26 protein-coding genes are annotated in these 22300 nt (G+C 65.7%); 11 read left to right on the top strand and 15 right to left on the bottom strand.

Features of this window, described 5'->3' with window-relative positions:
• Complete coding sequence (locus tag GS424_RS08685) at positions 1–1194, bottom strand: MalY/PatB family protein (RefSeq protein ID WP_160941528.1); 1194 nt, start codon at positions 1192–1194, stop codon at positions 1–3.
• A 397-nt stretch (positions 1195–1591) separates the two neighbouring features.
• On the opposite strand from GS424_RS08685, the gene GS424_RS08680 reads away from it, so the two are divergent.
• The 4 genes from GS424_RS08680 (at position 1592) to GS424_RS08665 (ending at position 4847) form a co-directional block, all read left to right on the top strand.
• Positions 1592–2098, top strand: a complete 507-nt coding sequence (locus GS424_RS08680) for a MarR family winged helix-turn-helix transcriptional regulator (protein ID WP_160941529.1) — start codon at positions 1592–1594, stop codon at positions 2096–2098.
• Between the two features lie 157 nt (positions 2099–2255).
• Positions 2256–3434 (top strand): ArsA family ATPase, encoded by a 1179-nt coding sequence (locus GS424_RS08675; protein WP_160941530.1) that lies wholly within the window; start codon positions 2256–2258, stop codon positions 3432–3434.
• Entirely contained in the window at positions 3424–3666 is a 243-nt protein-coding gene (locus GS424_RS08670; RefSeq protein WP_160941531.1) for a hypothetical protein, read from the top strand. The genes GS424_RS08675 and GS424_RS08670 overlap by 11 nt, the downstream gene beginning before the upstream one ends.
• Positions 3667–3683: 17 nt before the next feature.
• The gene (locus GS424_RS08665) at positions 3684–4847 is read left to right on the top strand and encodes an ArsA family ATPase (protein WP_160941532.1); all 1164 of its coding nucleotides are present in this window, start codon (positions 3684–3686) and stop codon (positions 4845–4847) included.
• A gap of 18 nt (positions 4848–4865) precedes the next feature.
• Here GS424_RS08665 and GS424_RS08660 read toward each other — a convergent pair whose 3' ends face one another.
• From GS424_RS08660 to GS424_RS08650, 3 genes are read right to left on the bottom strand one after another with little or no spacing between them, the layout of a single operon-like run.
• A complete protein-coding gene (locus GS424_RS08660; protein WP_160941533.1) occupies positions 4866–5342 on the bottom strand; it encodes a hypothetical protein in 477 nt (158 codons plus the stop codon).
• Positions 5343–5363: 21 nt separating this feature from the next.
• Entirely contained in the window at positions 5364–6296 is a 933-nt protein-coding gene (locus GS424_RS08655; RefSeq protein WP_160941534.1) for a prenyltransferase, read from the bottom strand.
• Positions 6293–7465: an Mbeg1-like protein gene (locus GS424_RS08650; protein WP_160941535.1), complete on the bottom strand. Its 1173-nt coding sequence runs from the start codon at positions 7463–7465 to the stop codon at positions 6293–6295. The genes GS424_RS08655 and GS424_RS08650 overlap by 4 nt, the downstream gene beginning before the upstream one ends.
• Before the next feature lie 41 nt (positions 7466–7506).
• Between GS424_RS08650 and GS424_RS08645 the strand changes: the two genes are divergently transcribed.
• The 4 genes from GS424_RS08645 (at position 7507) to GS424_RS08630 (ending at position 9679) form a co-directional block, all read left to right on the top strand.
• Positions 7507–7956 (top strand): acyl-CoA thioesterase, encoded by a 450-nt coding sequence (locus GS424_RS08645; protein WP_160941536.1) that lies wholly within the window; start codon positions 7507–7509, stop codon positions 7954–7956.
• Positions 7953–8429, top strand: coding sequence for a low molecular weight protein-tyrosine-phosphatase (locus tag GS424_RS08640; protein ID WP_160941537.1), 477 nt, complete (start codon positions 7953–7955; stop codon positions 8427–8429). Before GS424_RS08645 ends, GS424_RS08640 begins: the two co-directional genes overlap by 4 nt.
• A 10-nt stretch (positions 8430–8439) precedes the next feature.
• Complete coding sequence (locus GS424_RS08635) at positions 8440–8991, top strand: phosphatase PAP2 family protein (RefSeq protein ID WP_160941538.1); 552 nt, start codon at positions 8440–8442, stop codon at positions 8989–8991.
• A 67-nt stretch (positions 8992–9058) separates the two neighbouring features.
• Positions 9059–9679 (top strand): hypothetical protein, encoded by a 621-nt coding sequence (locus GS424_RS08630; RefSeq protein ID WP_160941539.1) that lies wholly within the window; start codon positions 9059–9061, stop codon positions 9677–9679.
• Here the strand turns inward: GS424_RS08630 and ku are convergent.
• A complete protein-coding gene (ku, locus tag GS424_RS08625) occupies positions 9676–10503 on the bottom strand; it encodes a non-homologous end joining protein Ku (protein WP_160941540.1) in 828 nt (275 codons plus the stop codon). The genes GS424_RS08630 and ku overlap by 4 nt on opposite strands.
• Positions 10504–10656: 153 nt before the next feature.
• On the opposite strand from ku, the gene GS424_RS08620 reads away from it, so the two are divergent.
• A complete protein-coding gene (locus GS424_RS08620; protein WP_160941541.1) occupies positions 10657–12765 on the top strand; it encodes a phage adsorption protein NrfB in 2109 nt (702 codons plus the stop codon).
• Here the strand turns inward: GS424_RS08620 and wecB are convergent.
• The 5 genes from wecB to GS424_RS08595 form a co-directional block, all read right to left on the bottom strand.
• A complete protein-coding gene (gene wecB, locus GS424_RS08615; protein WP_160941542.1) occupies positions 12762–13883 on the bottom strand; it encodes a non-hydrolyzing UDP-N-acetylglucosamine 2-epimerase in 1122 nt (373 codons plus the stop codon). The two genes, GS424_RS08620 and wecB, sit on opposite strands and share 4 nt — an antisense overlap.
• 425 nt (positions 13884–14308) lie before the next feature.
• The gene (locus tag GS424_RS08610) at positions 14309–14875 is read right to left on the bottom strand and encodes a hypothetical protein (protein WP_160941543.1); all 567 of its coding nucleotides are present in this window, start codon (positions 14873–14875) and stop codon (positions 14309–14311) included.
• Between the two features lie 137 nt (positions 14876–15012).
• Positions 15013–15909 (bottom strand): DUF5996 family protein, encoded by an 897-nt coding sequence (locus GS424_RS08605; RefSeq protein WP_160941544.1) that lies wholly within the window; start codon positions 15907–15909, stop codon positions 15013–15015.
• Between the two features lie 97 nt (positions 15910–16006).
• On the bottom strand, positions 16007–16381 hold the full coding sequence (locus GS424_RS08600; RefSeq protein ID WP_160941545.1) for a DUF1048 domain-containing protein: 375 nt from the start codon (positions 16379–16381) through the stop codon (positions 16007–16009).
• Between the two features lies 1 nt (position 16382).
• Positions 16383–16703 (bottom strand): PadR family transcriptional regulator, encoded by a 321-nt coding sequence (locus GS424_RS08595; protein WP_160941546.1) that lies wholly within the window; start codon positions 16701–16703, stop codon positions 16383–16385.
• Positions 16704–17097: 394 nt separating this feature from the next.
• Here GS424_RS08595 and GS424_RS08590 point away from each other — a divergent pair, with 394 nt between their 5' ends.
• Positions 17098–17358, top strand: a complete 261-nt coding sequence (locus tag GS424_RS08590; RefSeq protein WP_160941547.1) for a hypothetical protein — start codon at positions 17098–17100, stop codon at positions 17356–17358.
• Between the two features lie 28 nt (positions 17359–17386).
• On the top strand, positions 17387–18001 hold the full coding sequence (locus GS424_RS08585; protein WP_160941548.1) for an acetate uptake transporter: 615 nt from the start codon (positions 17387–17389) through the stop codon (positions 17999–18001).
• 90 nt (positions 18002–18091) lie between these two features.
• Here the strand turns inward: GS424_RS08585 and GS424_RS08580 are convergent, their stop codons facing one another.
• From GS424_RS08580 to GS424_RS08560, 5 genes are all read right to left on the bottom strand, one after another.
• A complete protein-coding gene (locus GS424_RS08580) occupies positions 18092–18904 on the bottom strand; it encodes a rolling circle replication-associated protein (RefSeq protein ID WP_160941549.1) in 813 nt (270 codons plus the stop codon).
• Between the two features lie 212 nt (positions 18905–19116).
• Entirely contained in the window at positions 19117–19731 is a 615-nt protein-coding gene (locus tag GS424_RS08575; protein ID WP_160941550.1) for a Lar family restriction alleviation protein, read from the bottom strand.
• Positions 19724–20356 carry a zonular occludens toxin domain-containing protein gene (locus GS424_RS08570; protein WP_160941551.1) on the bottom strand — a complete coding sequence of 211 codons (633 nt, stop codon included), beginning with the start codon at positions 20354–20356 and terminating at the stop codon, positions 19724–19726. The genes GS424_RS08575 and GS424_RS08570 overlap by 8 nt, the downstream gene beginning before the upstream one ends.
• Positions 20357–20638: a hypothetical protein gene (locus GS424_RS08565; protein ID WP_160941552.1), complete on the bottom strand. Its 282-nt coding sequence runs from the start codon at positions 20636–20638 to the stop codon at positions 20357–20359.
• 1 nt (position 20639) lies between these two features.
• Complete coding sequence (locus GS424_RS08560; protein WP_160941553.1) at positions 20640–22256, bottom strand: hypothetical protein; 1617 nt, start codon at positions 22254–22256, stop codon at positions 20640–20642.
• Positions 22257–22300: the final 44 nt, after the last annotated feature.

Raw genomic sequence — 22300 nt, 5'->3', positions numbered from 1 at the left:
TTACTTCTCGTCGTCGACGGCGACCGCGTGCACGGCCGCTTCCAGCTGCTCGAGCGCACGCGCGAGCGTCGAGCGCGGGCAGGCGATGTTCACGCGCTCGAACTGCCCGCACCCCGGGCCGAACATGCTGCCCGCATCGAGCCACAGGCGCGCCCGGTCCACGATCAGCTCCTCGAGCGCCTCGTCCGCGAGGCCGAGCCCCGCGCAGTCGAGCCACGCGAGGTAGGTGCCCTCGGGCTCCACGAGCTTGACGGCCGGGATGCGCTCGCGCAGGAAGTCGCGCAGGTAGGCGAGGTTGCCCTCGAGGTAGTCCTTGAGCTCCGCGAGCCAGGGGCCGCCGTGCTCGTAGGCGGAGCGGCACGCCTCCATCGCCAGCACGTTCGTGCCCAGGTAGCCCAGCTTGCCCAGCACGTCGCGGTAGCGGCGACGCAGCCCCTCGTTCGGGATGACGATGTTCGCCACCTGCAGCCCCGCGATGTTGAACGTCTTGCTGGGGGCGGTGCACACGATGCAACGATCCTCGAAAGCAGGATCGACCAGGGGGAACATATGATGGCGGTGCCCGGGGCGCGTGAAGTCGGCGTGGATCTCGTCGGCGATGACCACCACGTCGTGCTCCATGCAGATGCGCCCGACCCGTTCGAGCTCCTCAGGCCTCCACACGCGCCCGACGGGGTTGTGCGGGCTGCACAGGATGAACGCGCGCACGCCGCGCTCGCGCACCTGCCGCTCGAAGTCGTCGAAGTCGATGCGGTAGCGCCCGTCCTCGTAGACCAGCGGGCTGTTGGCCAGCTCGCGCCCGTTCGCCTCGACGAGCTGGGCGAAGGGGTAGTACACGGGCTGCTGGACGAGCACGGCGTCGCCCGGCTCGGTGAACGCCTGCAGGGCCGCGCCGATGGCGAACACCACGCCCGGCGTCTGCACGAACCAGGAGCGCTCGGTCTTCCAGCCGAAGCGGTTTTCGAACCAGCCCTGCACGGCGTCGTAGTAGCGCGTCCCCGCGAACCCGTAGCCGAAGATGCCGCGGTCCACGGCGGCGCGCAGGTCGTCGAGCACCTCGTCGGGGAGCGCGAAGTCCATGTCAGCCACCCAGAGGGGCAGCAGGTCGTCGCGGCCTTTCAGCTGCATGCCGGCGTCGTACTTCTCGCAGTCCGTGCCGCGGCGGTCGTGCACCGCGTCGAAATCGTAGCCCATGGGCCCCTTCCTTCGCCTCGTCGTTTCCCTATCCTGAAAGTATACGGTATCGCGCGCCGTTCCGGCCACTGTATGCGGCTGCGAAAGCCGATCCGGCCGCCCTGCGAACCGAGGGACGGGGCTCGTGGCAGGTTTTGCGAGATATTCGTCGCGATTCCCGGCCGTGGCGCGCGGCTTCTTTCGACGCAGCCCTGTGATCAGGGGATAGGCGATTCGCTCCCGCGATTCGCCCTCGCGCACCCTTCGTCGACAAGCGGAAACGACGAATATCTCGCAAAACCTGCCACGATTCGCGGCTTCGCGGGCTCATCGGGCTCGCGGGCTCGTCGGACTCGCGGGCTTGACAACGGAATAATTCGGTGGCAGAATCAATTTACTTCGAGAAAGGAAGCAATCCATGGCGAACGAGCGCGCGACGAACCTCCCGACCGAGGAGTTCTATTGGGAGTTCCTCGACGCGGGCAAGGACGCCTTCTCCTCCGATCGGTGGCAGGGGATGCTCATGGACTGCTCCAAGAACGAGCTGCTGGCGCTCGTGCACGTCTACCGCGCCGGCGAGACCACCATGTCGCGCATCGCCGAGTACGTGGGCGTGCCGCTGAACACGGCCACGGGCATCGCGAACCGGCTGGAGAAGCGCGGCCTCGTGCAGCGCTGGCGCAGCGTCCAGGACAAGCGCGTGATGGTGGTGCGCATCACCGACGAGGGAGCGCGGCAGATGGCCGAGGTCATGGGCACGATCGGCTCGCTCGTCGGAGCGCTGTTCGAGGACCTGTCGGACGAGGAGCGGCTCGTGCTGCTCAAGGTGGTCAAGCGGCTGCCCGCGCTGCTCGAGCGCGGGGCCGGGGAAGGGGAGCGGCGCGGAAGCGCGAAGGCGGGCATGAAGCGCATCGCGATCGAGTAGGCGCGTGCGCCCTCCGGGCGCGGAGGAGCGCGGGGCGCACGGGACAACGTCGATCCCGCCGACGCGGGGCGCACGGGGCACGGCGGCGGCAACGCCGCGTTTTTCGCACCAATAGTTCGAGCATGGAATAATTCGATTGAAGAAGATAGGACGCACGATGACGCAGATTCGGATATTCACGGGGAAGGGCGGGGTCGGCAAGACGAGCGTCGCGGCCGCGAGCGCCTGGAAAGCGGCCGCGCGCGGCGAGCGCACGCTGCTGGCCAGCACGGACGCGGCGCACAGCGTGAGCGACGTGCTGGCGCGGCGCGTGGGGCCCGAGGAGGTGCGCGTGGCCGACAACCTCGACGCGGTGGAGCTCGACGCCGACCTCATCATGGAGGGGAAGTACGGCGACCTCGTGCGATCCGCCACCTCGATGGCCACCAGCATGCAGCGCGGCGGCGACGACGGCGAGTTGCCCGCCATGCCGGGCTTCGACGGCCTGTTCGCCCTGCTCAAGCTGCTCGACTACGCCGAGAGCGGCCGCTGGGACACCATCGTCGTGGACTGCGCGCCCACGGGCGAGACGCTGGCCCTGCTCAAGTTCCCCGAGCTTCTGGGCTGGTACGTCGAGAAATGGCTGCCGCTCGGCAAGGTGGCCCTGCGCGTGCTGTCGCCGCTGTCCAAGAAGGTGCTCAAGGTGGAGCTTCCCGACAAGCACGCCATGTCGGACATCGAGCGGCTCTACGCGCGGCTCATCGACCTGCAGACGCTCTTGAAGGACGGCGAGCGCACCGCCGTGCGCATCGTGACGCTGCCCGAGAAGATGGTCGTCGAGGAGACGAAGCGCAACTACCTCTACCTCAACCTGTTCGGCTACCGCGTGGACGGCCTCGTGGTGAACCGGGTGCTGCCCGCCGAGGCGGCGCGGGGCTTCTTCGCCGAATGGGCCGACGTCCAGGCGCGCTGCATGGACGAGCTCTCCCGGGTGTTCGCCGACGTGCCGACCGCGCGCGTCCCCTGGCACGGCATCGACATCTGCGGGATGGACGGGGTGGCGCAGCTGGCCGGCGAGCTGCCCGACGAGGGCGTGTTCGCCGCCGCGCCGCCCCTCGAGCACGAGCGTTACGAGAAGGCGGGCGACGGCTGGACGCTCGAGCTGGCGCTGCCGCTGGCGGACAAGGGCGCGCTCGAGCTGTACCAGGCCGGAAGCGACCTCGTCGTGCGCGTCGGCGCCATGACCCGCTGCATCCCGCTGCCGAACGCGCTGGCGGGCTTCGAGGTGGCGGGCGCGCGGCTGGAGGACGGCGCGCTGCGCGTCGCCTTCGAGGAAGGAGAACGATATGAACACTGAGTTCGCGGCCAAGATGCTGGAAGCCAAGCGGCTCGAGGCGGAAGCCCTCGCCCTGCTCGTGCCGCCGGAGGCGCGCCAGGCGGCGGCATGCGCCGTGCGGGCCTGCGCTGCGGCGGCCCTCGGCATGCTGGAGGGCGCGAGCGCGCCGCATGCGCCGTCGCGGGAAGAGCGCGCGGCGCAACCGGAACCGAAGCAGCGGGAGCGCGGCCTGCGCTCCATCGTCATCGAATAGAAGCGGAGACGCGCATCATGAGGATCATCCTGTACACCGGCAAGGGCGGCGTGGGCAAGACCTGCGTGGCCGCCGCCACGGCCCTCCATCTGGCCGAGGGCGGGCAGCGCGTGCTCGTCGCCAGCACCGACGTCGCGCACAGCCTGGGCGACGCGTTCGACCTGCCCGTCGGCAGCGCGGAGACGCCCGTGGCCGAGAACCTATGGGCGCTCGAGATCGACCCGGTGATAGCCGGCCGCGCCGCGTGGGGCGGCTTGCAGGGCTACCTGCGCACGCTCATGACGAGCCATGCCGACGCCGGCATCGAGGCCGACGAGCTGCTCGTGTTCCCGGGGCTCGAGGAGCTGTTCGCGCTGCTGGCCCTGCTCGATATCGAGCGCGCGGGCGCCTACGACGTGCTCGTCGTGGACTGCGCGCCCACGGGCGAGACGCTGTCGCTGCTCAAGTACCCCGAGCGCCTCGGCTCGTTCATCGAGGACGCGCTGCCCCTCAAGCGCAAGGCGCTCAAGCTGGGGCGTCCCGTCCTGGAGGGCTTCATGAAGATGCCGATGCCCGACGACGCGCTGTTCGACGAGGCGTCGGCGCTCGTGGACAAGCTGGAGGGCCTGCGCGCGCTGCTCGTGGACGCCGACCGCGTCAGCTTGCGCGTGGTCACCACGGCCGAGCGCATCGTGGTGCAGGAGGCGAAGCGCGCCTTCGCGTGGCTGCACCTGTACGGCTACAACGTGGATGCGGTCGTGGCGAACCGGCTGTACCCCGACGAGGCGCTGGCCGGCTACTTCGAGCGCTGGACCGAGCTGCAGCGCGCCTCGATGCAGGAGATCGAGGAGGGCTTCGCGGGCGTGCCCGTGCTGCGCCTCATGCTCCGCCACGGCGAGCTGCGCGGCCTCGACGGCCTGCGCGCGGCGGCCGACGAGCTCTACGACGGCCTGGATCCCGCGCTCGTGCTCGCGCGCGCCGAGACGGCGAGCCTGGCGCAGGTCGACGGCGCGCTCGAGCTGTCCCTCGCGGTGCCGTTCTTCGACAAGCGCGACCTCGACCTGCGCCAGGACGGCGACGCGCTCGTCGTCGCCCTCAAGAACCAGCGCCGCCGCATCCCGTTGCCGGAAGAGGCCCGCGGCCGCGCCGTGACAGGGGCCCGCTACGAAGACGGACGCCTCGTCGTGAGGTTCGAGGGGTAGGGCCGCGCGGCTTCGGCGCTACAACCCCGCCGCCACCGCTCCCACCGCGCCCACCACGGCCAGCACAACCACGACGAAGACGATGGTGGCGGCGTGCAGGTGGTCGAGGCTCGACCGGCGCGGGGCGGCGCCGCCCTTCGGCGAGCCGTGCTCGTCGTTCGGGCGCTGCACGATGAAGAACCAGATCAGGACCACGACGAGCGCCACGAACGCCACGTTGTTCGCCATCGACGCGGCCGAGACGACGCCGGCGCTGCGGGCGAGCTCGCCGGCCAGGAACACGACGAGCGTGGCCATGAGCGTGCCCGCCGCCATGAGCACTGCGGCCATGCGCCTGCCGAGCGCGCGGCAGGCCTCGTCGCGCTCGGGGTCCGCGGCGGCGGAACCCGCCAGCAGCACGAGCCAGCGCCCCCGCCAGAACATGGTTGCGAGCAGCGCGAACGCGACGAGCGAGACGCCGGAGGCCGCGATGGCGGCGATGACGGTCCCTTCCACGGAAATCAGCCCCTCTCTCGCCTACACCGTCAGCGTGACGGCGCTCGCCAGGATGGCCGCCGCGTAGAACGCGCCGAGCGCGATGTTCACGCTGCACACCTGCGCCATGGCGCCGATGCGGGCCGCCGGGGCCAGCGGGTTGCCCAGCAGCGCCTTGAGCAGGGGATAGGAGGCCAGCAGCATGAACGGCATCACCACGAGCCCGTTCGTGAAGAACACGGCCACGAGCGCGACGATGGCGACCACCCACGCGTACACGACGCCGTGGTAGAGCGCCCGCGCCCGCTCGCGCCCCAGCAGCACCGACAGCGTGCGGCGGCCCGACTCCGCGTCCTTCTCCACGTCGCACGTGTTGTTCGTGAACATGATGAGGCCCACGCCGAGGATGGTGGGCACGGCCCACAAGAGCGCGCGGAGGTCGAAGACGCCCGTGAGCGCCTGATAGCTCGCCAGCGGGATGAGGCCGCCCATCACGAACCCGCTGACGAGCTCGCCGATGGGCAGGTACGAGATGGGCGTCTTGCCCGCCGAGTACAGCACCACGATGACGGCCCCCGCCACACCGAGCGCGAGCGGGATCCATCCGGCGACCCAGATCACGTACGCGCCCAGGAGGAACGCCGCCGCGAGGAACCCGATCGCCAGCGCGAGCGCCGCGCGCGGGTTCACGTTGTTGTACACGAGCACGGCGTCGGTGGGATCGACGTTGTCGTCGGCTGAGTCGGCGCCCTTCACGTAGTCGTAGTAGTCGTTGAACGTGTTGACGGCCGCCTGCATGAGCACGCAGATGACCAGCAGCACGCACGCCATGGTCACCGACACCGCCGGCGCGGTGACGGCCGCGGCCGCGACGGCCGCGAGCACGGGCAGGATGGCAGCCGGCCAGGTGTGCGGCGCCGCCAGCTGCATGGCCAGGCGGGGGGTCAGTCTTCCGTACGCAACGGGTGCGCTCATGCTTCGGTTCCTTTCTCGGGGTCGTACGTCTCGCGGCGGCGCGGCAGCCAGGTGGGCGGGGCGGGCTTGAAGCGCTTGACCGTCTCGGCCTTCAGGATGCCGCCCAGCGAGCCGAGCGTCTGCCAGATGAAGCTCTTCGTCTCGGCGTCCAGCTTCGAGCGCGCGCCCAGCATGCGCCGCGTGTTCGCGAACAGCTTTTCCTGGAACTCGCTCCACGTGCCCGCCTCGGTAGCGGCGAACAGGTCGTATATGGTGTCGATGAACCGCTCGCGCTCGTCGGGAGCCTTGCTGCGCAGCCACGCGTCGAGCGCTTCGTCGAAGAACACGGCCGAGGGGTTGAGGGCCTCCTGGTACACGAAGTCGTCGCCTTCGGTCTGCCAGGTGAACGGCTCGTGCTGGAACACCGACATGGCCGAGGACCGCACCACGCGGTAGTCGGCGCGGCGCTCGAGGATCATGCCGAACGCCGACGACTCGGGCACGGTCTTGTGCAGCAGGCGGCAGAACCGCTCGTCGTCAATGCGCGGCGACGGGTCGTCGAGAAACGAGGGGCCGTCGTGGTTGAACACGCCGCGCAGGCGCTCGAAGGAGCGGTCGTCGGCCACGAGCGCCGCGTATTCGGCCAGGTTGCCGCCCTTGGAGTGGCCGCCCACGACGAGCGGGCAGGACAGGGCCGACGCCACGCCCGACAGGTAGGCCGCAGCCGTGCACTGGGAGGGGATCACCTCCTTGAAGCAGAGGTTGAAGTCCTCCTTCCAGCCGGCGAAGCTGCCGTCGGTGCCGCGGAACGCGAGATAGGCCGTCCGGCCGTCGGCGTCGGGGAAGGTGAGCGTGACCGCGGAGAACTGCTTCTCCACCGCGTCGGAGCGCTCGTTGGCGTAGAACGAGGCGCGCACGTCGCGCATGCGGCGGCTTGCCGACAGGACGTGCAGGAACGCCTCGGTGTCCTTCGCGTCCTCCATCCAGCTGTGCGCGGTGAGCGCCTCCCAGTCGGACAGCATCACCACGTCGTGCAGCAGGGCGCCCGCGCTCGACGCGAGGTCGATGCCGGGCGCCACCTCGTAGTTGAAGTACGCGAGCGTCGCGAACACGAGGGAGTCCACGGGGTTAAACGGTGATTCCGCGAAGGTGCGCTGCTCTTCGGCCATATACGTTACGATATTCCTCATACGACCATTGTAGCCGATTGCAAAGGACGGACAGCCGAACCATGCGGGTTTGCACGCCAATCACCATACGCTATGCCGAGACGGACATGATGGGCGTCGTCTATCATGCCAACTACCTGCTGTACTTCGAGGACGCGCGCACGCGGTTCCTCGAGGCCATCGGGTTGCCCTACGACCACATCGAGCAGGCGGGCTATATGTCGCCCGTCACGCACTTCGAATGCGACTACGGCGCGCCGCTGCGCTACGGCGACACGGCTATCGTGCGCACGCGCATCGTGGAGTCGCGCCCGGTGAAGACCGTGTACGCCTACGAGGTGTTCCGCGAGGGCCAGGACCTCGACAAGGAGAAGCCGTGTTGCACGGGCCGCAGCACCCACTGCCTCGTGGACGCCGCCACCTTCAAGCCCGTCAGCCTGAAGCGCGCGATGCCCGAGCTGTACGAGCGCTACCTCGAGGTGCTCGAGCCGGAAGAAGGGGAGGGCCGATGAGCGCGCCGTACCGCATCCTGTTCGTGTGCCACGGCAACATCTGCCGCTCCACGATGGCCGAGTTCGTCATGAAGGACCTCGTGGCGCGCCGGGGCCTGGCCGACGGCTTCGCCATCGCGTCGGCCGCCACGCACGACGACGAGATCGGCAGCCCCGTGCACCCCGGCACGCGCGCCGTGCTGGAAGCGCAGGGCATCGACTGCTCGGGCAAGACCGCCCGGCGCCTGCGCCGCGCCGACGCCGAGGAGTGGGACCTGTTCGTGGGCATGGACGAGGCGAACATGCGCGACATGCGCCGCCAGCTGGGGCGCGAGGCCGAGAGCCGCTGCTTCAAGCTGCTGGAGTTCGCCGACTCCGACCGCGACGTGGCCGATCCGTGGTACACGGGCGACTTCGACGCCACGTACGACGACGTGATCGCCGGCTGCACGGGGCTGCTCGCGCGGCTGGCGCCGGGCGCGAAGCGGCCGTAGAGGCGGCTGCGTGGACATCGCCATCCTCGACGCCATCCAGGAGCACCTGCGCACGCCGTTGCTCGACCAGGTCATGCTGCTGGCCACGCACCTGGGCGACCTCGCCCTCGTGTGGCTGATCGCGGCCGCCGTGCTCATCGCGCAGCCGCGGCACCGCCGCTACGGCATCGCCGTGCTCGCGGCCGTCGTCGTCACGGCCGCCCTCGGCATGTTCGTGCTGAAGCCCCTGTTCGGCCGCGCGCGGCCGTTCGTCGCCTACGAGTTCGCAGGGCTGCTCATCCCGCCGCCGTCGGGCGACTCGTTCCCCTCGAACCACTCGATGGTGTCGTTCGCCGCCGCGGCGGCGCTGTGCTGCCTGCCCGGCAAGGGCAGGGCGGTGCTGGCGCTCAAGGTGTCGGCCGTCGCCGTGGCGTGCCTCATCGCGCTCTCGCGCATCTACCTGTACGTGCACTATCCCTCCGACATCCTCGTGGGAGCCGTCATCGGCATCGTCGTCGGCATAGCTTCGGTCCAGGTCGTGAAGAAGGCATGGCCCGAGCCGCCGCCGTCCGGTTCGGAGTAGCCCTCGCCGCGGCTCCGCATGCTATACTGGCGCCATGCGGAGCCGATCCTTCGAGGAGGCGGTTGACATGGGCGGAGCATATGCTGTGGAATGGATTGCCGTGGCGATCGTCGCGCTCGTCCTGGTCGGCGGGAGCGCGCTCTCCCGCTGGGTGGAAAGATGGGGCGTGCGCGCCGACGGTCCCTACGGCCGCCTCGTCGGGGTGCGCGTGGTGGCGGGCAAGCCCGCGCCGCGGCGCGGCATGCTGCTCTTGCGCTGCCTTCTCGTGTCCGAAGCGATCGCCGGCGCCCTCGTGGCGGCCGAAGTGGTGATGGCGTCCGCTCCCGCTCCCACCCCCGCCGTGTCCGGCATCGCCCTCGTCGGCATGCTCGCGGCCATGGTCGCCGCGCTTCCCGCCGTGGGGCTGCGCCAGGGGATCCTCTACGGGTTCGCCGGCTACGTGCTGTTCGGCGCCGTGGCGCTGCTTCCCGTGGCCGCCTTCGACTACGCCTACGGTCTGGACGGCCCGCCGCTGTTCGCCCTCGTGAACCTCCTGCCCGTCGCCGCGACGGCCCTCGGGCTGGCGCTCTCGCCGCGTCGGCTGCGCTTCGAGCGCACGTTCGAGGACGGCCACGTCGACCGCATCTGGGTGTCCGCCCGCTCGCGCTCGTTCGAGCCGCTGAGCGAGCTGGCGCAAGCGGGCACCTAGGCCGACGCCCGCTTGCGCGCGGGCTTCTTCGTCGGCGGCTCCTTCGGCTCCTCGCCCGCGCCCGCGCCCTCGCGGGCCTTGAGGCTGGCCGACAGGGCGTCCATGAGGTTGATGATGTTCGCGGGCTGCGCCTCGTGGCTCTCGGCCACGACCTCCTTGCCCGCGATCTTGTCCTGGATGAGCTGCATGAGCTTCTCCTGGTACGTGTTGCGGAAGCGTCCCGGGTCGAACGGCGCGGTCATGCTCTCCACCAGCTGCTTCGCCATGGCCAGCTCCTCGTCGGCAACGTCGGGGTGGGCGAGCGTCTTCGGGATGTCCTTGACCTCGCTTTGGTAGTGCAGCGTCATCATGACGAGGTCGTCGTCGTGGGGGATGAGCGCGATGGGCGTCTCGGAGTTCCCCAGCACCGTCGTGCCGATGGCGATCTTCCCCTCGTCCACCATGGCGCGGCGCAGCAGCTCGAGCGCCTTCTCGCCGCCGGGCTGGGCCACCACCTGGTAGGGCTTCTCGAAGTAGAGGGGCGGCACCTCGTCGATGTCGGAGAACTGCACGATCTTCATCGCGCGATCGGCGTCGGTCTTGATGGCGTCGAGCTCGGCATCGTCCACCACCACGTACTTGCCCTTCTCGTACTGGTAGCCTTTCACGATGTCGGCAGGTTCAAGTTCTCGTTTACAGTCGGGGCACGTCTTCACGTAGCGCACCCGCTTCATGCTATCTTTTGCAAGTTGGTTGAACCGCACGGCGTCGTCCTGCGTCGCCGTGAACAGCTCCACCGGAATATACACGAGACCGAACGCGATTGCGCCTTTCCTACCGGCCATGACCTGCTCCTTCCTCGAGGATACCTCACGGCATCGTAGCGCGCGCCCGCCTGCGGGCGGATGCGCGGGCGACGATCGGGGACGAACTGCAACGGCGGCGTTTTCGGGCGGGCAATCCAGCGGGAAACGCAGGGAACGAAGAGAGGAGCGGGCATGGATGCGCAGGTCGTCTACTGGATCGGCTTCTTCGTGGCGCTCGCGTTCATCGTGTTCGGCGCCGACGACCTGCTGTGGGACGTCTTCGCGCTGTTCCGCGGCATCGGCAAGAAGCGCGTGAAGCTGTCGCTCATCAACGAGAAGCCGCCGAAGATGCTGGCCGTCGTCATCGCCGCCTGGCACGAGGACGCCGTGATCGGGGAGGTGGTGGACAACCTCGTGGCCTCCGCGCAGTACCCGCGCTCGCTCTACCGGGTGTTCCTGGGCGTGTACCCCAACGACGCCGCCACGGTGGCCGTGGCCCGCGCGCTCGAGGCGCGCCACGGCGGCACCGTCGTGGCGGTGGTGGGCGACGAGCCGGGCCCCACGTCGAAGGCCGACAACATCAACGCCACGCTGCGCGCCATCCGCGCCTACGAGCGCGAGCACGACGTGCGCTTCGCGAGCGTCACCATCCACGACGCCGAGGACGTGGTGCACCCCAACGAGTTCAAGATGACGAACTACCTGATCGACGAGTACGACGCCCTGCAGTTCCCCGTGTTCCCCCTGCAGCGCATGCCCCGGCTGCGGCAGTTCTTCAAGACGCTCACCTCGTCCACGTACGCCGACGAGTTCGCCGAGCACCACTTCCGCACCATGGTCATGCGCGACGAGCTGGGCTTCGTGCCGTCGGCCGGCACGGGCTTCGCCATCGGGCGCCGCGTCATCGACGAGTTCGACGGCAAGGACCTGCTGCCGCGCAACAGCCTGACCGAGGACTACAAGCTGTCGCTCACCCTGCGCATGCGGGGCTTCCGCGTCCACTATGTGCTGGAGAAGGTGCCGCGCGTCGACGCGCGCGGGCGCACCGTGTGGGACTACATCGCCACGCGCTCGCTGTTCCCGTCCACGTTCAAGGCGGCCGTGCGCCAGAAGGCGCGCTGGGTGTACGGCATCACCATGCAGAGCGCGAACATGGGCGACGTGTTCGGCAAAAGCGCGCTCACGTTCGCCGAGCGCACCTTCCTGTACAAGGACCTCAAGGCCAAGTTCGCGAACTTCGTGCTGCTGCCCGGCTACGCCGTGCTCGCGTACTTCCTCGTGCAGACGCTCGCGCCCGGCCTCGGGCTGCCCGTCATGTACCCGCTGTTCAGCTTCTCGTGGTGGATGTGCGTGTTCCTGCTGTTCATGATGGTGGAGCGCCAAGTGCTGCGCGGGCGCGCGCTCGTGAACGTGTACGGGTGGAAGACGATGGCGTTCTCCATCCTGCTGCCGCCGCTGTTCCCGCTCAGGCTCCTGTGGGGCAACCTCATCAACCTGTGCGCGACGTTCCGCGCGTGGCGCCAGAAGATCGCCTACGTCCTGCTGCGCGGGCGCGAGGCCAAGGCGGCCGCCGCGCCCGTCGTCGAGCATCGGGGCGACGCGGTGGAAGCGGGCGAGGAGGAGCCCGGGGCAGACGGGGAGGACGCGCAGGGCGGCCCCGCGTGGAACAAGACCGATCACGAGTTCCTTCCCGCCTCGGTGCTCGAACGCTACCGGCGGCTCCTCGGCGACGCGCTGCTCGAGCAGGGCTTCGTCGAGCCGGGGCACCTCGAGGACGCCGTGGGCTCCGCGCGCGACCGCGGCGTGCGGCTGGGCGAGGAGCTGCTCGCGCAGGGGCTCGTGGAGGAACGGCACCTCACGCAGGCGTACGCGCTGCAGCAGCAGTCGATGTTCGTGCACGCCTCGCCCTTCCTCGTGCTGCCCGCGCTCATGGAAAGGCTCCCGCTCGGCGCGGCCGAGCGGTTCGCGGCGCTGCCCCTCGTGGACGCCGGCAAGGGGTGGATCGTCGCGGTGGACGACGACCTGCCGGTCGGCGAGCGCGCCGAGCTGGCGCTCGTGCTGGGAGGCCCCGTGTTCTTCCTGTTCTCCAGCACGGCCGACCTGGTCGAAGGGTTCGACGGCGCGCTGCGCGGCGAAGGGTCGCCGCACGCGCCGCAGCCGGGCGAGGCGACGGCGCTCCTGGACGCGACCCAGGTGGAGCTGCCCCAGGCGGGCATGGCTTTGGCCTACGCGCTCCATCTGGACCGGTCGGTGGACGACGTCGCCCGCGAGATGGGCCTGGCGGTCTCGCGCTTCGCCTAGCCGAGCGCTTCGGCGAGGGCCGCACGGATGCGCGCGGCGGCGCGTCCGTCGCCGTAGGGATCGGGCGCGGCCGCCATGCGCGCGTGGAGCGCCGGATCGTCCAGCAGGGCCTCGCACAAGCCGCGCACGCCGGCGTAGGTCGTGCCCGCCAGGGCGGCGCAGCCCGCCTCGAGCGCCTCGGGGCGCTCGGTGTCGTCGCGCAGCACGAGCACGGGCACGTCGAGGGCCGGCGCCTCCTCCTGCACGCCGCCCGAGTCCGTCAGCATGAACGAGCAGCGCGCCATGAAGTTGCCGAAGTCGGCGTAGTCGAGCGGGTCGACGAGGCGGATGCGGGGATGCCCGCCCAGCACGCGCGACGCGACGGCCTGCACGGCGGGATTGCGGTGCACGGGGTACACCGCCTCCACGTCGGGATGCGCGTCCACCGTGTCGCGCACGGCCGCGAACATGCGCTCCATCGGCGCTCCGAGGTTCTCGCGGCGATGGCAGGTGAGGCCGATGACGCGCCTGCCCTCGAAGTCCACGGCAGCCAGCTCCTCGTTCGCGAACCGGTACGCCGGATCCACCGTGTCGAGCAGCGCGTCGATCACCGTGTTGCCGGTGACCCAGACGTCAGCCGGGCCGACGCCTTCCGCCAGGAGGTTCGCGCGGTTTCCCGCGGTGGGCGCGTAATGCCAGGTGGCGAGCTGCGAGATTAGGCGACGGTTCATCTCCTCGGGAAAAGGGGAGTAGCGGTTCCCCGAGCGCAGGCCCGCCTCCACGTGGCCCACGGGGATCTGCCGGTAGAACGACGCGAGCGCCAGCGCGAAGGCGGTGGTCGTGTCGCCGTGCACGAGCACCGCGTCGGGCGCCGAGCGTTCCAGCACGGGGGTCGCCGCGGCCAGGATGCGCGCCGTGAGCCCGTCGAGGGTCTGGCGGTCGCGCATGAGGTCCAGGTCGTGGTCGATGCGCAGGCCGAACACGTCTGCTGCCTGGTCGAGCATCTCGCGATGCTGGGCCGTCGCGAGCACATCCGTCTCGAACGCTCCGTCCGCTTCCAGCGCCCGCAGCACCGGCGCCATCTTCACCGCCTCCGGCCGCGTGCCGAACGCGACGAGCACCTTCTTCTTCCGCTCCATGCGAGCCTCCTTTTCCGGGCATCGTAGCGCGTCGGGCGCAGCGCATGCGGGCTGCGTGGCCCGACGCTTCCGGCCCGTTGGGAAACAGTAGGTGAAGCATGACCGAAAAAGCGCCGCGCGCGGCGTGTCAAGCAAATATTGAAGGGAGGGAGGGTCCCTCACGGACCCGGACACGACGAAGGGCCGGCGGAAGCCGGCCCTTCTCATGAACATCCCGTTATGCGAGGCGTCTGACGAGCGAAACGCACCCGAGCACGCCGATGAAGCATAGCAGGGAGACCACATACCCCATGTTTCCTCCTTGCAACGAGTCTGCGGTATCGTCCTGTGATGCGTACGATACCAGTTCCCCCGGTTGAGCGTCGTGCAACGCCGGATCGGTTACCGATCGGTATCCCGTTCGTAACCGATCCGGCCGTCCGCCGTCACCCGGCGAACAAGGCGGTGGACAGCGCCTGCTCCGCGCCGGGCGCGGGGCTCCACACGTTGTCGGTGCGCGTGAACGGCAGCTCCACCGGGTTCGACTCGGTCGGCTCCACCCCGGCCAGCACCTCGAGCACCACCTGGCCGATCTTCGCGTTGAGCTCGTCGCCGTCGAGCGCGGCCGTCTCCTCGTCCTCGGCGAGGGTCGTCGTGGCCTCCGTGAGCGCCTGCGTGAACGCGTCGAACTTCTTGCAGGTGAGCACGACCGTGGCCGTGGCGTCGTCGCCCTCGACCGTCACCTCGTCGATGCGGTAGTCGAACCCGTCGAGATAGGCGGCGATGAACGTCTGCGCGTCGATGCCGTACGCGGCCAGCTGGTCGGCGCCGCTGTCGGCCGCCAGCTCGTCGAGCAGCGCCGCATCGTGCGTCTTCAGGCGCTCCAGCTCGTCGGCGACCCCCTGGCGCACCACCTCTTCCGCGCTCGGGCCGCAGCCGACGAGCGACAGCGCGCCGAAGCTCAGCACGGCCGCGGCGAGGCAGGCCGCCATGATCGTCTTGATGGATCTCATCGTTTCCCCTTCCTGGTTTGCATCGTACCAGCATACTGCCTCGGACGCGTATCGTCCATCCTCAACCGCCCGCTTAGAGTAACTCTAAGCGGGCGGCAGGTGCGCGACTCGTGCGCGGAAGGGGCGGTGGGGAAGGGTTAGGCGTTCAGCAGCGGTTCGGTGAACCAGTCGCGGCGCTCCCAGCCTTGCCGCCGCATGATGCTGTCGAACGCGGAGGAGCAGAAGCGCCGGACTGCGGCCTCGGGGTCGTCGTAGCGCAGCACGTCCTCGAGCCGCAGGAAGTACTCCGCGTTCTGGGCATCGTAGAACGCCTCCTGCACGTCCGCGTCGTCCGACGAGCCTTCCTCGAGGAAGGGGTAGGCCAACACGAAGAACGACGGGTCGTTCACCGCGTCGTCGCCCGGCCAGAACCCGCACTCCACGAACTGCTCGTCGAAGGCGACGCGCTCCACGAGGGAGGCGGTGCGCTCGAAGGGGCACGGCTTGCCCGAGAACAGCACCGTCGTCAGGTCGAACGTGCCCCAGAACAGCGACGGCGGGATCTTCTTGCCGCGGAAGGGTGCCGCGAACCCGCTCAGGGCGCCGCGCGCGAACAGGAACTGGCGGAAGGAGCGCTGGGCCGCCTTCTCGTCGAATTCGTGCGCGCTGTCCTGCCGGTCGAACGGCACGTCGGTGTACATCTCCTGCGGGATGGGGTTGATGGCCACGGGATGGCCGACGTTCTCGAGCATCGCGTTGAAGCGGCTGTACAGCTCGCTCACCGAGGCGCGTCCCCTGATGGGGAAGCGCGCGCGATCGCCCGCCGTGGTCTCGGCCCTCATTTCCGCATCCGCGATGCTCAGCCTGATCTCGAACCCGTCGGCGCCCGCCGGTATGAGCCCGGTCGTGAACCCGTCCGCGTCCGCGTCGAGCACCACCTGCTTCCACTCGGGCTGCGGGTCCATCGACTCCAGCTTCACTTTGCCCATCATCTGCAACAGCATGTGCTCGGTGTTGCAGGTATCGCGCCAATCTTGATACGTCAGTACGCTCATATAATCACCTCGCGACCATCCTAACGGCGCGGGGGTCCCCGACGCAGCGCGGGCCCCGACCGTCAGGGGCTCGTTGGCAAACGGATAACCGAGCGTGTCAGTTTTCCGAATCGCGCCGCTTCGATCCCAGCTTCTTCCTGATGTCCTCGTTGAGGTCGGCGCGCCATTTCGAGGTGTACGTGGTCGCGTTCGCCAGCAGCTCGTCGCTGAACGCCGCGACGTCCTCGCCGGTGATGTCGAGCACGCCCTTGCCCGCGTACGCACCCTCCTCGAACAGCTCGAGCAGGTCCGCCTGCAGCGCCACCATGTCCAGGCCGCCGCCGGCTGCGAACTTCCACATGTACTGCTGGATCTTGTTGTAAGCGTAGCGGTAGTCCTCGGGCAGCGCGTTCACGCGCGCCACCATCGCCCGGTACTCGCGCTTGTCCTTGACGATCTGCGCGGGGTTGATATAGTGCGACAGGTTTCCCATGTCAGAGCTCCTTCAATTCGTTGATCTTCGACGCGACGAACTCCCACTTGGTCCAGAAGCGCGCCAGCTCGTCGCGCCCGGCATCGTTCAGCGTGTAGAACTTGCGCGGCGGGCCCATCGTGGACGGCTTCTTCTCGCTGTCCACCAGCCCGTTCTTCTCGAGCCGCACGAGGATGGTGTACACGGTGCCCTCCACCACGTCGGAGAAGCCCAGCTCGTTCAGCCGACGCGTGATCTCGTAGCCGTACGTCTCCTCCCGGCCGACGATCTCCAGCACGCACCCTTCCAGCACGCCCTTCAGCATCTCCGTCAAGTGCTCCACGCCGCCCACCGCCTTGCTAGTAAGTATCACCAACTACCAGTACATAGTACTGCGCAGTAGTGTTGGAGTCAAGCATTAGAGTTACTCTAAGATCGATGCGCGCGCAGGGAGCGGCGGCGCATCGATCGCCGAGGGGAGGGCTTCCCTGCCTCCTCGACGAGAAGTCTCGACAGATCGTCGATGAACAAGCGAAGCTGGCTCGCCGGCAAGGGCCCCCAATGCTCGCCAGCGAGCCAGACCAGATGCACCGCCAGCACGAGGGCGACCGACAGCGTTGCCGCGGCTCCGGCTATGATGCCAACGGATTCAAGCGGCACATCGTACTCGATTCTTCTTTGACGAGACAACAAGAAAGACGGCGATGCAAACTCCGTACACGGGAAGCAGGACGAGATTGAACGATACGATGATACCGAAAACCACCAGCACGGCATCGAAAACCACGAACATCGCGAACACGGCCTTCTCTTGGATCACTAACGCGCTCCTGATCCTCGTCGAAGCAAGCCGAGCTGCATATGATTATTATCGCACTCATCGTCGAAGCGCAGCGAGGGCGATCACCGACAATACCGATACGTTCGGTGGCCGAGGAACCATCGGCGCGCTTTGTTGCTTGCGAGCCGGTATCATTGCTCAAAATTTACTGTTTTAGTAGGAATTAATCGAAAGGAGCTGCAAGCATGGGGGAGATGAAGATGGAACAACGAAGCTCGTGGGCCGACCCGAGTGCTTTAGGGCTGTTCGGACTCGCAATCGTCACGCTTGTCGCTTGCTCCCAGAAGCTCGGCTTTACCGACGGGACGGCAGCCCTTATGGGATGGGCCATCCTGCTCGGAGGGTGCGCCCAGCTTGTCGCCGGCCTGATCGATCTGAGGAAGAACAACGCGTTCGGCGGCACGGCATTCATCGCTTATGGGCTGTTCTGGCTTGCTATGGCGTTCGGATGGGCGACGACGAACGGCATGTTCGGCTCCTATGCCGCCGAGACGTTCGATCCGCATCAGACTGGGGTCGCCTTCGTCGCATACCTGCTCTTGACCGCGTTTATGACCGTAGGGGCGCTGCGTACCACCAAGGTGCTGTTCTTCATCTTCCTCGCCATCGATTTCCTGTTCGCCGGCTTGGCCCTGAGTGCTTTTGGGGTAGCCCACGAGACGACGCATACGCTTGCCGCGATCAGCGAGCTGGTCATCTCGCTCCTCAGCTTCTACGGGGCAGGCGCCAATATCTTGAACAGTCACTTCGACGAGCAGTTCCTACCGCTCGGCAAGCCCTTCTGGTCAAGCAAATCCTGAATTCCTATTTAGGTTTACATAAGCTGCATTATCACCTCTACCTGGGGAAACAGGCGAGGGAAGGGGAGAATTCCCGGATGATCTAAGCTGTCAATATATCACGTAAAGCTCGTGCGCTACCTTTCTCGGCTCTACGCTTGAATCGAATATTACCGATTCGCTCCCAGAAATCAAGACGTTATTTTCGTCCGTCACAAAATCGAGGTAATCATGGTAGGTGAGGTGCCTCGAAGTCGGGCGCTTGACACCGCGCGAGCAATTATAAAGCCGTATGCCGCTCTCGTAGTTGACCAACCTGGCTCCCTTCTTGCTTTCGGCATGATCGTCCGTCAGATAGGCGCACAGGTAGTTCCCGAGGTTGTTTATGTCGCCCTCGAAGCCCTGGACGTTGACGAAGCCGTGCCCCCAAGCGTCGCGCACGGGGTGTTCCTCGTCGGTGTTCGGCATGTACGGAGCCTCGCCGGCGAAAAAGAGGACGACGTGCATATGCCAGGCACCGCGAGCCTGTTTTTCCTTGACATAGAGATACTCGAACGAACCGTAGCGCCGTTTCATATTGCGGAAAAAGTAGCGCATGTCGTCACGGATGCGGTCGTTTTCCTGCATGTTCTCGGCGTAGGTGAGCGTCAGGTAACGCACCGATTCCGGCATTGTGTAGTTGCAGTTGACCACGGCTTTTAGACGGTTGAAAGACTTGCGAACGCTTGCTAGATTGTCGCCCTTCTCAATTGACTTCTCACGATAAGGACGGAACTCTTCGCTCGTCGTGACGTAGTAAAACCATTTGTTCACCCGCATCACGCGAGGGCGCTTCGGGTCGGGCGGCAGGAACGGGCAATGGGTGACGAGCGCAGTAGCGCCGCACTCGGTCAGCTTGATATAGGGATAGGGTTCCTCGACCACGAAAACCTCCTAAATCGTGCGCCCTCCTGACCTGGGAAAGGGCGCATTGTGTCACTTAATCAAGTTAATAAGGGGGCACCGCCCCCGAGCACGTCCGGCAAGACGTGCGGGCAAAGCCCGCATCGCTGACGCGCTGCGCTTGCCAACGCCCCGGTACCGCGACGATCAAACCCGCATCGCCGCGGTACCGGGGCGGGTGGGGGAGTGTAAGCCTACCAGACTGACAAGGATCGACCGATAGACCAAACGGCAACGGTAATAACCAGAACAGCGAAGAACACCGCAACAGGGCTAAGCTTGGAGGGGGAAGCTGACGACGAGCTCTTGGGAGCGGGCGACAGATCGGGCTTGGTGGGCACGGAAAGCACATCGCCAACGCGCTGGTTCCAAGCGTGGACGGCTTCCGACTTCGAACGGTTGTAGTCAGCGTAGTTGAAAGGCTTAGAGCAAAGCCCGCATGTCTTGCAAGTCGCGACAACGAGATAACGCCCGGTCACATCAGCCGTCAAAGAATCGTACGATTCGCCGTAGAATTTGCGAATCTGCGCCGATGAGAAATCAACTTGACCGATAGCTGAATCACTGCCACAGCACGGGCAGGGAAGCAGCATCGAACCGTCATCGACCGCGACAACACGCTGATTCCAGCGATGAACCGCCTCAGCCCTCGACCGCTCGGGGGTCGGATAAACGCACGGGGAGATTTGTGCATGGCAACCTCTGCAATGCACAATGTAAGATGGATCGCCATCATCGAGCTGCCGCATATCGGCGACGAACGCAGGGTTTCCGCAAAACGGACAGGGAAGCAGTTCGGCATCATCCATGATCGGGCTCCTTGCTACTGAAGAGCTTCAGCGTGTCGTACAACTCATAATAGCGCTTGCGTCCCAGGAAGAACTCACTGCCCAGGCGCTCCTTCATGCCGTACCAATACGTCACGCCCACGCAGAGGGCGCGGCCAGCGAGAAGGACGTTCAGGAGCTGGCCGAACTTCCCGAAGTTGTTAAACTTGCGGTGCTTGACCTCGTACTCGACCAACGAACGTATCTGCTTATCTATCATCGTGTCGAACTGGGCGACCATGTAGATATCATACCCCAACTTCCGGTGCTGGGAGAAGAAGCGAACCCACTTCAAGCGATCCTTGGCGTTCCAATCTCGAGCGTTGAATAGCAGTTGACATTCGTCCAGATAGAGCTTTATAGAACCCTCGCGGTTCTTCCGGCGGTCATCATGGTTAGAAAAATACTCCAAAGCGAACTTTTCCAAAAACTCCGGCGTCATCTGGGGATTGTCTACGAAGTAGAACAACCCGAGCTGGTAAGAGCTCGCGTCGATCTCGAAGTTGGCGATAACGGGCTTCTTCGTTTTGAGCGCCCAATGGATGTTCATGGCCTGGTGCAAGCTCTTGCCGCTTCCAGGCGTGCCGGTGAAGAGATAAATCGTCATCTATTCCACCCACTTGATCAATCGCCATACGAACATGCAGAACCACGCGAAGAGCATCATGCCCAGCCAAACGTTGAAGATGGTCACGAAATCGGAGATCGGGAACAGCCAATCGACGAGCGCGCCGAACTGGCCGACGCCCTCGGCCACCGGCATATCGGCGATCATCTCCGGGAAAGGGTCGATGTCGAACCAGGAAACGAGCGCGACCAGGAAGTTATAGACGGTGTCCAGAATCAGGCCCAACAGGCCGTCGATGAAGCTCAGATCAGGCATCAGCATGTCAATCGCTCCTTGCCTTGAGGAAGAGGGAAATCGAGAAGTACAGCAATCCCACCACCAGCATCACGTCGAACGCCATATGGAACGTGCCCTGCATATCCCGATAATCCGTCAGGTCGATGACCAGCGGGGCATCGAAATAGCCGAAACCCACGTCGAACTCGAACACCAGCGAATCATCGGCCATCGTTGCAACGCCGCCACCGGCCACGTGCTCGACGAGCAGCTGTATATCGTAGATCAGGCAGAAGGGGAACAGCTGCTGAACGGGCAGCTTCGCGAGCTTCTCGGCTTTCTGCGCCGTCGTCTCGTCGCCGCCAGGGTCGGGATCGGGATCGCCGCCCGGGTCAGGGTCAGGCTCGGGATCGCGCACCACCTTGTCGTAATCGGCGGTGTCCTCCAGCGACGAAGGGACGGTAACGACCTTCTCGCTGTTGGCGATGTTGTTGGTCACGTAGCTGTTAACGATCTGCTGCGCCGCTTCGGAGCCAACACCTGCTTGGGCAACGCCGCCAAGCATGTCAGAAGAAGCGATTGGAGCATTCGACGAAAGAAATCCCGAATTTGAACTATCAATCAAAGAATCGTCCCATACGCCATTGCTGTAAATTTCACCGCCTTTTCCGGAATCTGTATTGTCAATTAAGCTAATAACAGAAGGAAAAACGGGATAAACAGCACAAAGAGACGTATCTACATCAGCAGGATTAAAGTATCTATACTCATAAGAACCCGAAGGGTCAACAGTTTGATATTTCAAAGAATAATTACCATCTGTACCCTTCGACCATGAAAACGGACGCGGAACCAAAAACAAACGACCATCAGTATTTTGGAATAAAATAAAAAACACTTGCCCAGAAAAGACATTAGACAAAAGCAACCTATTGTCCGAAGTATAACCAACCTGAAACATATTATATTGACTACCAAACTTGTAACCATTGCTGAGAACATTATTGGATAGCAACGATATAGAGGGAATATCAACATCCAAGCCTTTGATTTTCTTACCAGAACCAATGCCCAAGCCAGTAAGCAAACCGTTCTCGTCCTCACCGGCGGGATTGGTCAAAAAGTCGATGAGATACCCCGCAGCATCGGCCAAGTCCTTGACAGCAACCACCCCGGCACCTGTGCAAAGCGCAATGATGGCAGCGTTGAGCTTGTTGCCGCCGTCGCCGTTAGGCTCGGGAGGTTCGCCGCCGTTCTGATCCCAAGTCCATAGACCTTGACTAATGGCACCGCCGAACAACAGAGCTTGGAGGTAGCCGGTCTGAGAACCATACGTTTGTTTGTCTTTCAAGCTCAGATCATCCCAGGCTTGAACGAGCGAAACGCCAGCAACAGCCGTGCAGATCGCAGCGAACGCAGCAGCAGCCGTTTCGGTGGTAACACCCGCAGCCGTCAAAGCCGCCGGCAACGCGAGCGCGGGTAGGATGGCGTGGGCTTCCTGAGCGCCGAACTCGGACAAGTATTGATCATAGAGCGAGGACAGATAATCGTCCTGGTCGTGCCATGCCTCGAACGCCGCCGAGTAGTTCGGCAGGGACAAGGCGACGGCAAGGAAAAGAGCCGTCAAGGCTCTGGGGACTATCGTTGTTATGCGTTCCTTCATCTTCACCCCTCACGAGGTCGCGCATCCCTCGCGCGAGCGCGAAC

This window comes from Eggerthella guodeyinii (assembly GCF_009834925.2).
GTDB classification, from domain to species: Bacteria; Actinomycetota; Coriobacteriia; order Coriobacteriales; family Eggerthellaceae; genus Eggerthella; species Eggerthella guodeyinii.
Note: the sequence above shows the minus strand (reverse complement) of the source record. Positions and strands in the feature narration are given on the sequence as shown.

Excerpts from the sequence above, each read along its gene's own strand:
- GS424_RS08685 (WP_160941528.1), bottom strand. The coding sequence starts at position 1,194 with ATGGGCTACGATTTCGACGCGGTGCACGACCGCCGCGGCACGGACTGC.
- GS424_RS08680 (WP_160941529.1), top strand. The coding sequence starts at position 1,592 with ATGGCGAACGAGCGCGCGACGAACCTCCCGACCGAGGAGTTCTATTGG.
- GS424_RS08675 (WP_160941530.1), top strand. The coding sequence starts at position 2,256 with ATGACGCAGATTCGGATATTCACGGGGAAGGGCGGGGTCGGCAAGACG.
- GS424_RS08670 (WP_160941531.1), top strand. The coding sequence starts at position 3,424 with ATGAACACTGAGTTCGCGGCCAAGATGCTGGAAGCCAAGCGGCTCGAG.
- GS424_RS08665 (WP_160941532.1), top strand. The coding sequence starts at position 3,684 with ATGAGGATCATCCTGTACACCGGCAAGGGCGGCGTGGGCAAGACCTGC.
- GS424_RS08655 (WP_160941534.1), bottom strand. The coding sequence starts at position 6,296 with ATGAGCGCACCCGTTGCGTACGGAAGACTGACCCCCCGCCTGGCCATG.
- GS424_RS08650 (WP_160941535.1), bottom strand. The coding sequence starts at position 7,465 with ATGAGGAATATCGTAACGTATATGGCCGAAGAGCAGCGCACCTTCGCG.
- GS424_RS08645 (WP_160941536.1), top strand. The coding sequence starts at position 7,507 with ATGCGGGTTTGCACGCCAATCACCATACGCTATGCCGAGACGGACATG.
- GS424_RS08640 (WP_160941537.1), top strand. The coding sequence starts at position 7,953 with ATGAGCGCGCCGTACCGCATCCTGTTCGTGTGCCACGGCAACATCTGC.
- GS424_RS08630 (WP_160941539.1), top strand. The coding sequence starts at position 9,059 with ATGGGCGGAGCATATGCTGTGGAATGGATTGCCGTGGCGATCGTCGCG.
- ku (WP_160941540.1), bottom strand. The coding sequence starts at position 10,503 with ATGGCCGGTAGGAAAGGCGCAATCGCGTTCGGTCTCGTGTATATTCCG.
- GS424_RS08620 (WP_160941541.1), top strand. The coding sequence starts at position 10,657 with ATGGATGCGCAGGTCGTCTACTGGATCGGCTTCTTCGTGGCGCTCGCG.
- wecB (WP_160941542.1), bottom strand. The coding sequence starts at position 13,883 with ATGGAGCGGAAGAAGAAGGTGCTCGTCGCGTTCGGCACGCGGCCGGAG.
- GS424_RS08610 (WP_160941543.1), bottom strand. The coding sequence starts at position 14,875 with ATGAGATCCATCAAGACGATCATGGCGGCCTGCCTCGCCGCGGCCGTG.
- GS424_RS08605 (WP_160941544.1), bottom strand. The coding sequence starts at position 15,909 with ATGAGCGTACTGACGTATCAAGATTGGCGCGATACCTGCAACACCGAG.
- GS424_RS08600 (WP_160941545.1), bottom strand. The coding sequence starts at position 16,381 with ATGGGAAACCTGTCGCACTATATCAACCCCGCGCAGATCGTCAAGGAC.
- GS424_RS08585 (WP_160941548.1), top strand. The coding sequence starts at position 17,387 with ATGGGGGAGATGAAGATGGAACAACGAAGCTCGTGGGCCGACCCGAGT.
- GS424_RS08575 (WP_160941550.1), bottom strand. The coding sequence starts at position 19,731 with ATGGATGATGCCGAACTGCTTCCCTGTCCGTTTTGCGGAAACCCTGCG.
- GS424_RS08570 (WP_160941551.1), bottom strand. The coding sequence starts at position 20,356 with ATGACGATTTATCTCTTCACCGGCACGCCTGGAAGCGGCAAGAGCTTG.
- GS424_RS08565 (WP_160941552.1), bottom strand. The coding sequence starts at position 20,638 with ATGCTGATGCCTGATCTGAGCTTCATCGACGGCCTGTTGGGCCTGATT.
- GS424_RS08560 (WP_160941553.1), bottom strand. The coding sequence starts at position 22,256 with ATGAAGGAACGCATAACAACGATAGTCCCCAGAGCCTTGACGGCTCTT.